Consider the following 14,348-nt stretch of genomic DNA (forward strand, 5'->3'; position numbering starts at 1 on the left):
TTTTGAATGATGTGGATGGACGATGGTCTTAATCCTATTATATTTAAAGATATGAAACAATCTATCTATTTCTTATTGACTTTTACGTCGTTCATTCTAAATGCACAACAACAGTATTTCCCACAATCAACCGCTAGCTGGGAAACTATTTCCTATCAAGAAGCTGGACTGGATGCAGATAAGATGGATGATGTGGTAGCTTTCGCGAAAGCTAACGAGTACAAAGGCTCCAGAGATTTGAGAATAGCTATTCTGGATGGATTCAAGAAAGAACCATTCCATGAGATATTGGGTCCTACCAAAAAGCGCGGTGGTCCAGCAGGCATGATCTTGAAAAATGGAAAGATCGTCAAGGCTTGGGGCGACGTAAATCGAGTGGACATGACATTTTCTGTCACAAAAAGTTTTCTATCAACCGTTGCAGGTATAGCATTGGATAAAGGATTAATTGCTAGCGAGAATGACACCGTAGCAAATTATGTTTGGGATGGCACCTTTGCTGGTAAGCAGAATTCGCAGATCACTTGGAGCCAATTATTACAACAAAACAGCGCCTGGCAAGGTGAGTTGTATGGCGTCAAGGACTGGGCAGACCGACCACCACGTGATGGTGACGTTGATGATTGGCAGTATGCGCAGCCTCATAAACCAGGTACGGTCATGGAATATAACGATGTGCGAGTAAATGTGCTAGCATACAGTTTATTGCAGGTGCATCGCAAACCGCTGCCTGTGGTCCTCAAGGAGAATATCATGGATCCAATAGGCGCGAGCATAACCTGGCGTTGGAAAGGCTATGATAACGCATGGGAAACGGTAGATGGTCTGCAAATGAAGTCGGTTACTGGTGGTGGCCACAGCGGTGCTGGAATGTTTATTAATACAACAGACATGGCGAGATTTGGCTTGCTATTTATCAATAATGGTAACTGGAACGGCAAGCAATTGATCTCACGGGAATTTATAGATCGCGCTTTGACACCATCGACTCCAAATCCCAATTACGGATACATGTGGTGGCTCAATAATGCGGATGGATCACGGCACTGGAATGGAGTAGGCGAGAACGTTTTTTATGCCGCTGGCTTTGGCGGTAACTTTATCATTGTTGATCGCGAGCACGACCTGGTGATCGTTACCAGGTGGTTGGAGCCTAGCAAGGTAGAGGAGTTTATGCAGCTGATTACTGCTGCTATTGACTGAGACAAATTATTGATGCGACTCCTTTAAAATAACTTAAGAAATAAGAGATTGACCGAATACCCAAAAGATATCCAATTCAAGTATCCGTGGAGAAAATATCAAGAAAAAGTGCTGCGTGAACTTAATCATCACTTAAGGGATAAACACCTACATATTATCGCACCTCCAGGATCAGGTAAGACTGTTTTGGGAATTGAAGTTGCTATAAGATTAAACAAACCTACCCTGATTCTTGGACCAACTTTGGCCATACGTAACCAATGGATACAACGGTTTTGTGAGCTTTTTCTACAAACCAATGTCACGCCAGATTGGATTTCGCGTGATATTAGAAATCCTGATTTTCTAACCGTGGTCACTTATCAAGGTTTACACGCAGCGTGCAATAATTGGAATCTTATAGAAGAAGAGTTTGAGGAAGAAGAGGATGCTGATGTTGAAGAAACACCATCAAGATCCTCTCGATCTGAACTTTCCAAGATTGTAGGATTGCTCCAATCTAAAAACATTGGGACTATTGTGGTAGACGAGGCACATCACCTGAAAAAAGAATGGTGGCATACTTTGATACAGATTAAGTCTGAATTAGATCCAGTAATTGTTGGACTAACAGCCACGCCACCTTATGATGTGAACTATACTCAATGGCATCGATACATAAGTTTAAATGGCCCGATTGATACCGAAATCTCAGTTCCAGAATTGGTAATTGAAGAAGACTTATGTCCGCATCAGGATTATGTCCATTTTACTATGCCTACCAAGGATGAGCGTCGTAAAATCATCAATTTCAGAACCAATGTTGGTAAACTGTATAGAGAGGTTAAGGCTGATGACACACTTGCAATAGCAGTAGAGCAGCATCCTATCTGGCAGAACCCATTGGATCATTTAGATTGGATCTATGACAATCTTCAGTACTATTCGGCTATTTTAATATTCTTGAAATCTTTTGGTAAAGAAATACCAGAGTCACATCAAGAGGTCATCAATGACAAAAATGCTGAGATTCCCGCTTTTGATTATAGATGGGCTGAAGAATTATTGGAATTTTATCTGTTTAGGGAAGAAGAAGCCTTTCCCGATTTTATAGAACACCAAAAAAGACTGTTAAGCAGACTCAAAAGATACGGAGCTGTTGAACGTAATAAAGTCAATTTTCTATACAATAGAAATCTGGCTGGTTTGCTTACATCAAGTATTAGCAAAATTAATAGCATTCAAGAAATCGTCGATTTTGAACGTTCACATCTAGGTTGCGATTTACGCCTGGTTATTCTTTCGGATTATATCCGTAAGGAGTATCTAATTAATGAAAATGAGAACAGTCTAGATCTAAATAAAATGGGAGTCATCCCAATTTTTGAGAAGTTGAGAAGATCTAATAGGGGTAAATCAAAAATAGGAGTTCTGACAGGTTCGATTATTATTATTCCTGACAACGCCTACGGTGCTTTACAAGCCAAAGCGTTCAAAAATGGTCTTGATGAGATCAACACAGTTACCTTAACCTATGATAATGAATACCTAATCATAAATCGCACAGAGCAGAACAAAAATCAAATCGTGCATCTAATTACAGAACTCTTTGAAGATGGAGAAATTGAAATTCTTGTGGGTACAAAATCTTTGCTGGGTGAAGGTTGGGATGCACCGTGTATCAACACATTGATTTTGGCAACATTTGTTGGGTCCTTTGTCTTGTCTAATCAGATGCGAGGTAGAGCCATCAGGACTCAAAATCTAAACTTAGATAAAACTGCCAATATATGGCATCTAGCTTGTATAGATAGCTCATCGCCTAATGGTGGTACTGACTTTGATCTTTTAAAAAGACGCTTTAGAGGTTTTGTAGGTGTGTCAAATAAAGAGAAAGGCGGTATAGAAAATGGCATGGATCGCTTGAATCTACCAGAATTAGTTCATCTTGAAAAGCAAGCAATACAGGCGAACCTGGAAATGTTCAAACAGGCTGGCAATAGAAAAAATCTAAAACAACGATGGGATGATGCCTTAAAAACAGGAGTAACGCTAGTAGAGGAACTTAAATTACCGTTTCCCAATAAGACCAATTACCAAGCGGTAAAAACCATTCATCTCAATGATACTATAACAAACTTTATCTACACGCTTATTGCAGCGATAGTAACGTTCTTCTTTGAAAATTTTTTAGGTGCTTTTAAAGATTTGTTCTTTGTAAAAACTACTTGGCAATTTTATACCATTCTCTTAGTGCCACTGATGATTCTGATTGTGACCTTTGGCGGTAAAACACTCAAAGCCTTTAGGTTATATTTCAAATACCGAGATATTTCAAAGGACTTGCATAAAATTGGAGACGTCTTATTACGTTCTTTAATTCATGCTAACGTTATTAAATCGAGCTACTCTAGCTATAAGGTGATTACATCGGTCAATGAGTATGGGACAGTTTATTGTCATCTAGAAGGTGGAACTACCTATGATAAGTCAACTTTCATAAATGCGCTTCAGGAGATTGTCTCAGTAGTTGATAATCCTAGATGCATCCTAATAAGGAAGAATAAACTGATGGGTTATCTGAGCCAAAAAGACTATCATGCCATTCCAGAAGTTTTGGGTCGCAATAAGAAAACAGCGTTATTTTTTAAAGACACTTGGGAGCAATACGTGGGTGATTGTGAGTTGATCTTTACAAGAACCGTAGAAGGTAGAAAGTTTGTTCTCACGTCAAGAATGAAGTCTCTTGCATCCCAATTTGATGAAGAGGCTGAACATGTCAATATATGGAGGTAGCAGATTAATTACTTTTACTCATTCCTTATTTCAACTACTTGATTCTTTACGATCAAGGAAAGAATTTTTGCAAAATAATAAAGCCCGATCTCTCGATCGGGCTTTATTTTAATCAAACAGGTTCTAGCTGTCTTTTACATCATAACGATCCAGCATCATGACCTTGTCCCATGCGGCGACAAAATCATGGATAAAACGATCATTTCCATCATCTGCAGCATAAACCTCGGCGATGTTGCGTAATTGGGCATTTGACCCAAAAACTAGATCATTGCGTGTTGCCGTATAATCTACCTGACCATTATCGCGTCTCTTTAAATCAAAGAGCAACTTGCTCGAACTTTTAGGCACCCATTCATAATCCATGCTGGTAAGCACCTGGAAAAAGTCGTTTGTCAATTGACCTGGGCGCTGCGTGAATACACCATGTTTAGAATAGTCATAATTCTGCTCAAGTACTCGTAATCCGCCTGTAAGAACGGTCCATTCTGGCGCGCTCAACGATAATAGATTTGCTCTGTCTAGAAAGATGCGCTCCTGAGCCACATGATAACCTACATTGTTGTTGTGGTAGTTTTTAAAGCCATCGGATACCGGTTTTAACCAATCAAAACTTTCTACATCAGTCCATTCAGGGCTAGCATCCATGCGGCCTGGCGTGAAAGGTACTTTTATAGTTTTTCCTGCATCGCTCGCTGCTTTTTCTATGGCGGCACAACCACCTAGCACCACAAGATCTGCAAGCGATATTTTTATATCGCCTGATGATTGATTGAAATCTGATTGGATATTTTTCAATGTATCCAGCACTTTGTTCAATTCTTTAGGTCTATTGAGGTCCCAATTGTTTTGCGGTTCCAGCGCTATTCTTGCTCCATTGGCGCCACCGCGCTTATCACTATGTCTGTAAGTGGATGCAGCTGACCATGCAGCATTTACAAGTGCAGACACGCTCAAACTGCTGTCAAGAATCTGCTTTTTAAGATCTGATATTTGTTGGTCATTCACCAATTTATGATCTACCGCAGGTATCGGGTCTTGCCAGATTAGATCTTCAGCTGGTACTTCTGTTCCTAGGTAACGATCCTTAGGTCCCATGTCACGATGGGTTAGTTTGTACCACGCTTTCGCGAAAGCGGTAGTGAAATAATCAAAATCTTCCATGAATTTCTCACACACCTTGCGATAAGCCGGATCTACCTTGAGCGCTAGGTCAGACGTCATCATCATGATAGGCTCTGACTTACCAGGAATATGTGCATCTGGTGTTTGTGGAGCATCCTCTTGAACTGGTGTCCATTGAATCGCACCAATCGGACTTTTAGTCTGTTTGTAATCGTATTTGAATAGGTTGATCAGGTAATCATTATCCCAATTGGTTGGATTTGATGTCCACGAACCCTCGATACCATTGGTCATCGTATTTTCCGCATTACCGTTGCCTACTGGATTATGCCAGCCAAAACCTTGTGCCTCCATAGGTGCTGCTTCTGGTGCTGCTCCCAATTTGTCAGGTTCTACCATACCATGACTTTTTCCAAAGGCGTGACCACCAGCAATAAGCGCCACAGTCTCTTCATCATTCATCGCCATACGCGCAAAAGATTCCCGTATGTTTCTTGCACTGTCCATAGGATCACCGTTAGCGCCAGGTCCTTCTGGATTTACATAAATTAGGTTGGAGTGCGTCGCAGCTAGCGGATTCTCAAGATCGTGGTATTCTTCCTTAGGATCACCTTTCCATCGCAGGTTATTGTTCACCATCTCTTCTGGATGACCCTTGCGGTTGACACCAGTTTGCGATTCTTCATATTTCTTGCCGTCCCAAAATTCTGGACCCCAATAGGTACTGCGATCTGGTTCCCATGCGTCGCGGCGACCGCCGGCAAAACCATAAGTAGGAAAGCCCATGATCTCTAGCGCGCAGTTACCTGTGAGGACGATCAAATCTGCCCATGAGAGTGCCGCACCATATTTTTTCTTTATAGGCCAGATAAGTCGTTGCGACTTATCAATGTTACCATTGTCCCACCAGGAATTAATAGGCGCAAAACGTTGCATGCCCTGACCAGCGCCGCCGCGACCGTCTGCGATGCGATAGGTACCAGCACTATGCCACGCCATGCGTATCATTTGCGGTCCATAATTGCCATAATCTGCAGGCCACCAGTCTTGAGAACTCACTAGAACCTCTTTGATATCTTTCTTGAGTTGATCATAGTCCAGGCTATTAAACGCAGCCTTATAATCCTCATCACTCAAAGGGTTGGAGATGGGTTGTTCCTGGTGCAAGAATTCCACTTGTAGTCTGTTGGGCCACCAATCATCAGTCGTAGGTGTGGATACAATGGCGCCGCCTATACGTGTACCTCTAAAGGGGCACATTGCTAGGTTTTCTGGGTTGCTTATATCTTTCATAGATGTAATTTGATAGGTTATAGGTGAAAGCGCATTAAGAAACGATGCTTTACCGCATTGCTTAAAGCTATAAAAAAATAGCATCATTCAAATGATCTTCCTATGCTTTGTGGTAATATTAGTATTAGAAAAAAATAAATTATCAACTAGTACTGCCTCGTTGAAATTAGTCAAAAAGCCGTAAGTTTTCCAATATAATACAAATCGGTTTATCTGAAATTGCGACAATGGATGTTGCGAGAAGTGTTTAACCTATTCTATCACTGACTATTTTTTTTCTCAGCAGTTTTCGTGAGAAAAAATCTCTAGGGAAGTTTTTTGATACATAACTAGTCTGCATATGTGTTGCACGGTATTTTGAACAATCACGCATAAAGGAGTCTATTCTTTTTTCAAAAAGATCACCACCATAGACTGGATAACGCTGTGAATCCTGGTGGTCATGACTATAAATATTCTCTTTGAATACTGCGGTCTCGATCAGATAGGCTTGATCTGAGAAGCCTTGACTGATGGCAAATGGTTCTACTACTTTCGTTGATTCATTTTGAACCTGATCAAAGGCAAAATTCCAAGCAGGATTCACGCAGATCACGTCCTTATTATTTTTGAGCAGTTGCACACCATCGGGAATCCACGTTGCCTGATCTTTCGGTATCCAGCTATCTCCAGATAGGTGGAACAGAAATGGAGTAGGACATTGTTGTATACCAACAATTTCAGCTATGGAGTAGACGTATCCTGCGCCAAAATGCGTCTTATCCAATTGAAAATGTTCTAGTGTTTCTTTTTCATGATCATGTACTGCATGGTAGCTGTCAATGACTCCATTATTAATAAGTCGATCACAATGCTTTTTTACTCCGTTAAGATCTTTGACATTATTGATGATGATCTGTCTGTGATCAAACTCATGGTTACAGTAGTCTATGACTTTCTTGAGATAATTGTTCTTGAGAATAAACTCCCAATCCTTTTCCCATACTTTGGTCTCAAAAGTAACTTGATCTGTAAGCATGGACTATACAATTATTCCTAAGCCATTATGATGAGGGTAGTTATATACCTTCTTACCCGTCTTTTTGGCAATGTCATAAACAGCATGACGTACTTCCATGAACGATTCTGTATCATGAAAAATAGCACAAGAAGAATGCGTAGCTGCCCATAATCCACATTGATATGTGTGTTTATAATCGTGGATGATGTCTACATGGATGAGATCATGTTGATCTTCATTGTTTTTGATATACTCTTGATAGGTAGACTGGATCAGGTGTATGTTGTTAAATTTTTCTACCGATTCGCTGGTTGACTCATAATGATCTTGCTTAATTCCAGAATGGTCATCACCTATGAATGTGTCCACACCTATAACTTTATCAAAATAATTGGAGAGTGCCACTGTGGAGAAACAAAATTCTGTACCAAATTCCAGACAGCTATCAGTATTAAGATTAAATCGTTCTATAATATCTGGAATGATTTGTTCCAATCCTTTCCATGCAGAGTGTATCTCAAGCATTTTAGATGCTTGCTGCAGCTGTTTGGGCTCATAAGTAGGCAGATTATATTTTGCTCTTAAGGCCTTGTTTTTAATTCTTTTTACAAAATACTTCATCGCGCTCCATGTGATTATAAGTTGCAGGTGCTAAAATAACTTTTTTCGCACCGCTAAAATTCCAGTTGTGCAAAGGAAAAATACTCCTAGAAGTACAAAACCGATCATGGTCTCGCCATAAATCAGTTTGCCGATCGCGAATAACAAGCTGTAAACACCAGCGACACCGAGTAAAAAGGCAATAGTTTTAAACTGAAAATTGTGAAATTTTGACTGGTCACCATGAATTGTTTGGTGAAATGTCTTTAGAGTTTCCGCACTGCTTGATGATGTCACAAACGTCACCGCTAACCATGCGACGCTGGTAATCAATACGTTGCTGCATATTTTCTCATAACTTGCAAGATCAGGAAATAGTGCCGCATCATATCGGGCATTGATGAAAAACAGTATCGCCATGATAAAGGAAACGATCATCGCAGTAATCTCTGACCACGGATTGATACGATACCAAAACCATCGCAATATGAATAACAATCCAGATCCAGCACCTATTTGTATGACGAGATCAAAGGCATCTTTTGCCTCTTCCAACACTAATGACAGCAGGCCAGCCAAAATCATCATTACAATGATACTAGTTCTACCTATGATGATTTTTTGTTTTTCGCTGGCGTCTCTATTAATAAAGCGTGCATAAAAGTCATTCACGATGTAACTGGAACCCCAATTAAGATGTGTTGAAATCGTACTCATAAATGCTGCGACAAGCGAGGTCACTACAAGACCTAGCAATCCTGCGGGCAAGAAAACGAGCATCGCTGGATAACTCAAGTCATTTTTTATGAATTGCGATTCCAGTTCTGGAAAGGCGTTAGCCAGTGCGTCTAGATTGGGATAAATGATCAATGATGCCAAACCTATAATGATCCAGGGCCATGGTCTTAGCGCATAGTGAGCCAAATTGAAAAATAGCACTGCCCACGTGGCATTTTTTTCATCCTTAGCAGCCAGCATGCGCTGTGCTACATAGCCACCACCACCAGGTTCTGCACCAGGATACCAAGTGCTCCACCACTGTACGGCGATAGGTATGATAAAAATGGCAGCAACTAGCTCAGTATTTGAGAAGTCGGGTAGCATGTCAATTTTTCCAGCAACATTGGGATGCGTTATGAGATTTTGCATACCGCCTATTTCTGGCATGTCAAGAATGTAGATGGTAGCCCAGATAGAACCTACCATAGCAATTATGAATTGTATGAAGTCTGTAATAAGAACTCCTTTCAAACCACCCAACAATGAATAGGCAACGGTAACTATGGATGCAATGATAAGTGTGCGTCCAGCACTGAAGCCGAACATCACATGACCTATCTTGATAGCGGCCAGACAAACGGTTCCCATGATGATGACGTTGAAGATGACACCTAAATAAATCGCTCTAAAACCTCTCAAGAATGCGGCGCTTTTCCCGTCATATCTCAATTCATAAAATTCAAGATCTGTTGTGATGCCGCTGCGTCGCCATAATCGTGCGTAGAAAAAGACCGTCAGCATTCCTGTCAATAAAAATGCCCACCATTCCCAATTTCCAGCGACACCAGTCGTACGCACTATTCCTGCAACTAGATTAGGCGTATCGGCAGCAAAGGTGGTTGCCACCATGGAAACTCCTAGCAACCACCACGGCATGGATCTGCCCGATAAGAAAAAGGAGTCGGCATTCTTAGAGCTTTGGCGTGATACCACGATACCTACAACGAGAGATATTACAAAAAAAGCGATGATGATCGCAAAATCGATGAACTCTAGAGCCATGGTTTACTTGTGTTAAAAATTTATGAATGATAAATATATAGGAATATGTGAGCACGCTTTCGCGAAAGCGGAATAATTACCAACTGCACTGCAAACATGAAATTAGGATTAAAAGTTATCAACGAAAACGTTTGAAATTTCTAGAATAGAGAAATTCTCATTGATACAGCGTGTAACTTGCTGTTTCTTTAATAGATTAGCAAGGATATTGTGAATGTAACATGAGTAAGAAGATTGAAAGAATAGGAGTGATGACGAGTGGTGGCGATTCTCCAGGAATGAATGCCGCTATAAGGTCTGTTGTGCGTACGTGTGCTTATCACAAGTTAGAGTGCGTGGGCATTTATCGTGGTTATCAAGGACTGATTGAAGGCGATTTTAAAACGCTGGATGCTCGTAGCGTCAATAACATTATAAATAAGGGTGGTACGATATTAAAGAGTGCGAGATCCAAAGAATTTAGAACAAGAGAAGGCCGTGATATTGCCTTCAAAATGGCTAAGGAAAAAGGTCTTGATGCACTCGTGGTGATAGGTGGTGATGGTAGTTTCACCGGTGCAATGATTTTTTCCCAGGAAAATGATTTTCCAGTAATGGGAATTCCTGGAACCATAGATAATGATATATATGGAACGAGCAGCACGCTAGGATATGACACCGCACTTAATACTGTCGTCGAGGCTATAGATAAAATACGCGATACTGCGAGTTCACATAACAGACTGTTTTTTGTTGAGGTTATGGGACGTGATGTAGGTCACATTGCACTCAATGCTGGAGTTGGCGCTGGTGCAGAGGAAATATTGATACCCGAAGAAGACCTAGGTAAAGAGCGATTGATTGAAAGCTTAAAGCGCAGCCGCGCCTCAGGCAAATCATCCAGTATCGTGGTGGTTGCCGAAGGTGATAAAACAGGTGAAAACGTCTTTGATCTTAAGTATTATGTAGAAGAAAACCTACCTGAATATGAAGTAAGAGTTTCCGTACTTGGGCACATGCAACGTGGTGGATCACCATCCTGTTGGGATCGTGTGCTTGCCAGTCGCATGGGCGTAAAAGCTGTCGAAAGCCTATTAGATGGTAAAACGAATTACATGGTAGGTATAAAGGATAGTATGATGGCGCTTACACCTATTGATCAGGCAGTGAAAGGAAAGACTGATATTGATCTTGAGCTCTTACGTGTAAGTGATATCATGACAACATAAGAGATTAACAATTTAAAGGAGTACATAAAATTTAATCATAAGCTGCTGTAAATAAGCAGTCTAAATAAATAAGAATATTATGAGTAAGAAGTTAAGATTAGGAATCAACGGTTTTGGTAGAATAGGACGTATCGTCTTTAGAGCAACGCTCGAGCGTGATAATGTCGAAGTTGTTGCTATCAACGACCTTGTTGATGTGGAGCAACTTGCATACCTACTAGAATATGATTCTGTACATGGTCGTTATGGTGGATCTATCGAGATTAAAGATGGTAACCTTATCATCGATGGAGTCCATGTGCGCGTTACTGCAGAGCGTGATCCAAAGAATCTTAAATGGGACGATGTGGATGTAGATGTTGTTGCAGACTGCACAGGAATCTTTACAGACCTTGACACGGCACAAGCGCATATCGACGCTGGTGCTAAGAAAGTGGTGATTTCCGCTCCATCAAAAACAGCTCCTATGTTTGTGATGGGTGTCAATGACAATGAGCTAACAGCAGATCATACTATAGTATCAAACGCATCTTGTACTACTAACTGTCTAGCGCCTATGGCAAAGATCCTGGATGATAACTTTGGTATCGAGGAAGCATTGATGACAACGGTACACGCAGCCACAGCTACCCAGGCTACTGTTGATGGACCTAGCAAGAAGAACTATAGATTAGGTCGTAGTGCCTTGAATAATATTATACCTACATCTACCGGTGCAGCTGTTGCCGTGACTAAGGTAATACCTTCACTAAAGGGTAAATTGACTGGTATGGCCTTCCGCGTGCCAACTGCTGACGTATCTGTGGTTGACCTAACTGTAAAACTAAAGAAAGAAACATCTTTAGAAGAAGTGAGCGCAGCCTTTAAAAAAGCATCTCAAGGTGCTATGAAAGGTGTAGTAGGATATACTGATGAGCCTGTGGTATCACAGGATTTTGTTAGCGATGCACGTACAAGCATCTATGATGCTGATGCAGCGATTGAGTTAAACCCTACTTTTTACAAATTAGTGAGCTGGTATGACAATGAGTTTGGTTACTCAAACAAGCTTGTTGACCTTGCAGAAAAAGTAAATTCTCTCTAACCAACCATTCCCTAAAGCTGCTAGTATTTTACTAGCAGCTTTTTTATGTTTAAATAATACCATCTTTTATGATACTTATTACTGATAGCGGTTCAACAAAATGCGACTGGATTGCGCTCGATGAAAAAGGCGAGCAGCTATTTAAAACGCGCACTGAGGGCATGAATCCAGCAATCCTATCAGTAGAAGAGCTGCAATCTCGTATGGTGAGCAGTGAAGAGTTGGTATCCAGTAAAGATGAGGTAACCCAAGTGTTTTTTTACGGTGCTGGTTGTGGTACAGAAAAGCCCAGAATGGCTTTGCAAGTATTGTTACAAACCTATTTCTCTAATGCAGAGGTAACTGTAAAAGAAGATACAGCAGCAGCGGTATATGCAGCAGTAGGCGATAAGCCTGGTGTGGTTTGCATTCTAGGTACCGGATCAAATTGTTGCTTCTCTGATGGTAAGAACATCACTCATAAGGTAACCAGCTTAGGTTATACACTTATGGATGAGGCTAGTGGTAACTGGTATGGGAAAGAATTGATAAGAGATTATTACTTCAAAAATATGCCAGAAGATCTGAGAAAATCGTTTGCCGTGGCCTATGACATGGAAAGTGATCATATCAAATTTAATCTTTATAAACAGCCCAACCCAAACGCTTATCTAGCAAAGCATGCAGAATTTATTTTTCAGAATTTAGACGAGCGCTACATTAAAAAATTACTGCGTCGTGGTTTGCGCAAATTTTCCCGTAACATGATCCTTCAATTCCATGAAGAGATTAAGGCGCATCAAGTCCATTTTGTGGGTAGCATCGCACATTTTGCTGAGCGTCGCATCAAGCAAGTTGCTGGTGAGTTTGACTATGAGGTAGGCAATATAGTACGCAGACCTATAGAAGGCCTAGTGGATTATCATCGCGCGAAGTTGGCGTAAATAGATGTGCTGCTTTAAAAGTCAATGGTGCCATTAGCATGAAGAAAATGCGATCTTTTTTGTTTTAATGAAACTTGATATATTCAATATCTAGTTTAAAGTCGCTGGATTCATCACGTAGATGAAGGAAGTTATATCTTAAAATGGTTTCCTTAAATTCATCTTTAGGCCTGCGTGTCATGTAGCCTTCTTGCATATTGAATAACTTGAGGTCATCCATATCAACATGCCAGGTAGTCCAATGATCTTTTACAAGATCAATGGTAACACTCAACTTCTCGTCCTGCCAACCTTCTTTATATTCCATTTGAAATTCAAATGGTTGACCATCAGTACGCAATCTTATCTCAATAAAATTATAATTACTTAAATCTTGAATTTTTCTTTTAGAACGCAGCGCTGCCCATCTTAAAATACCAGATTTTTTGATGTGGCCTGACATTTCAAGATACTCCTCATGTTGAATTAAGTCGGCTTTACTCAAGCCGCCTGCGATCTTATCTGTAATAGCAGTCCATTCAAATTCTCGTTGATTTTCTTCAAAAAGAATTTCAATAGGTGTGATTTTATAATTTCTAAAGTCCAATGGTAGTATTATTCCTTCTAAAGATAATTAGAAACATTTTTTAAAGCGATTGTTTGAAATGAATAGTTTCGAGATTTTTTGGATCAAGAAAGCAGTAAATCATGATGTCACTATCTGGAACTTGGTATTGAAATAAAAATTTCAACGGTTTTATAATTCGATAATCGACATCATTGATAAGCCATTGTGGATATCCAGCTAGTTGATTTGACGATGGTTGATTATTCTGACTTTTTGTTGACAGCATTTTATTTTTTGCTTCACGATATAATGTCCAAGGATGATTTGGGGAAAGCGCTACAATTTTATGATGTAATTCTGGATTGATGTGAATGATCGCTTCCCACATAGGTAGAGAATAATTCTCGTTTGCAATCTTTACAGAATTATCAACTTGACTGACATTCACCTCCATGAAATCTTTGCTACTTTGCTTAACCGCTTTTGTAAGTAAGTAGACATCAAGATTATAATCTGGATGATGCAAGGTTGCTAGATATGGTAAACGATTTATTTCCTTTCCAGTATGACTTAAATGGCTACCATTTAATAATTTATCAACTGAAAATGGGTAAGAAGTCAGTAGTAAAGGTCTTATTAATTCAATTACTTCTTCAATCGCGGAATCATTTATTCTAGGCACCTTGTCGCGAGTGCGCATGAGTTGCTCATAATAGCTTAAAACATTACCCCAATGCTTTTCCAGATACTTCCACATAAACTAAAAATAAGAAAAGCATCCAATCATTGGATGCTTTTCAATAATGGA

11 protein-coding genes are annotated in these 14,348 nt (G+C 40.2%); 5 read left to right on the forward strand and 6 right to left on the reverse strand.

The genetic code is table 11. From position 1 onward, the window contains the following. The first annotated feature begins 51 nt into the window (after positions 1-51). Complete coding sequence (locus EJ995_RS08135; RefSeq protein ID WP_126447407.1) at positions 52-1,203, forward strand: serine hydrolase domain-containing protein; 1,152 nt, start codon at positions 52-54, stop codon at positions 1,201-1,203. A gap of 48 nt (positions 1,204-1,251) precedes the next feature. Next, positions 1,252-3,978, forward strand: coding sequence for a DEAD/DEAH box helicase family protein (locus EJ995_RS08140; RefSeq protein ID WP_126447409.1), 2,727 nt, complete (start codon positions 1,252-1,254; stop codon positions 3,976-3,978). A gap of 123 nt (positions 3,979-4,101) precedes the next feature. Here EJ995_RS08140 and katG read toward each other — a convergent pair whose 3' ends face one another. From katG to EJ995_RS08160, 4 genes are all read right to left on the reverse strand, one after another. Further along, a complete protein-coding gene (katG, locus tag EJ995_RS08145) occupies positions 4,102-6,396 on the reverse strand; it encodes a catalase/peroxidase HPI (RefSeq protein WP_126447411.1) in 2,295 nt (764 codons plus the stop codon). A gap of 247 nt (positions 6,397-6,643) precedes the next feature. Then, positions 6,644-7,414: a hypothetical protein gene (locus EJ995_RS08150; protein WP_126447413.1), complete on the reverse strand. Its 771-nt coding sequence runs from the start codon at positions 7,412-7,414 to the stop codon at positions 6,644-6,646. A gap of 3 nt (positions 7,415-7,417) precedes the next feature. Beyond that, complete coding sequence (locus EJ995_RS08155) at positions 7,418-8,017, reverse strand: class I SAM-dependent methyltransferase (protein WP_126447415.1); 600 nt, start codon at positions 8,015-8,017, stop codon at positions 7,418-7,420. A 30-nt stretch (positions 8,018-8,047) separates the two neighbouring features. Further along, positions 8,048-9,778, reverse strand: coding sequence for a sodium:solute symporter family protein (locus EJ995_RS08160; protein WP_126447417.1), 1,731 nt, complete (start codon positions 9,776-9,778; stop codon positions 8,048-8,050). A 221-nt stretch (positions 9,779-9,999) separates the two neighbouring features. On the opposite strand from EJ995_RS08160, the gene pfkA reads away from it, so the two are divergent. The 3 genes from pfkA to EJ995_RS08175 all read left to right on the forward strand — a co-directional run bounded on the left by pfkA (position 10,000) and on the right by EJ995_RS08175 (position 12,993). Then, positions 10,000-10,986 carry a 6-phosphofructokinase gene (gene pfkA, locus EJ995_RS08165; protein WP_126447419.1) on the forward strand — a complete coding sequence of 329 codons (987 nt, stop codon included), beginning with the start codon at positions 10,000-10,002 and terminating at the stop codon, positions 10,984-10,986. 79 nt (positions 10,987-11,065) lie between these two features. Beyond that, positions 11,066-12,070 carry a type I glyceraldehyde-3-phosphate dehydrogenase gene (gap, locus tag EJ995_RS08170; RefSeq protein WP_126447421.1) on the forward strand — a complete coding sequence of 335 codons (1,005 nt, stop codon included), beginning with the start codon at positions 11,066-11,068 and terminating at the stop codon, positions 12,068-12,070. A gap of 68 nt (positions 12,071-12,138) precedes the next feature. Then, a complete protein-coding gene (locus tag EJ995_RS08175) occupies positions 12,139-12,993 on the forward strand; it encodes a BadF/BadG/BcrA/BcrD ATPase family protein (RefSeq protein ID WP_126447423.1) in 855 nt (284 codons plus the stop codon). Positions 12,994-13,057: 64 nt separating this feature from the next. Here the strand turns inward: EJ995_RS08175 and EJ995_RS08180 are convergent, their stop codons facing one another. Next, positions 13,058-13,579: a CIA30 family protein gene (locus tag EJ995_RS08180; RefSeq protein ID WP_164549898.1), complete on the reverse strand. Its 522-nt coding sequence runs from the start codon at positions 13,577-13,579 to the stop codon at positions 13,058-13,060. Positions 13,580-13,619: 40 nt separating this feature from the next. Continuing rightward, the gene (locus EJ995_RS08185) at positions 13,620-14,297 is read right to left on the reverse strand and encodes a hypothetical protein (protein WP_126447427.1); all 678 of its coding nucleotides are present in this window, start codon (positions 14,295-14,297) and stop codon (positions 13,620-13,622) included. Positions 14,298-14,348: the final 51 nt, after the last annotated feature.

This window comes from Nonlabens ponticola (assembly GCF_003966335.1).
Classification (GTDB): domain Bacteria; phylum Bacteroidota; class Bacteroidia; order Flavobacteriales; family Flavobacteriaceae; genus Nonlabens; species Nonlabens ponticola.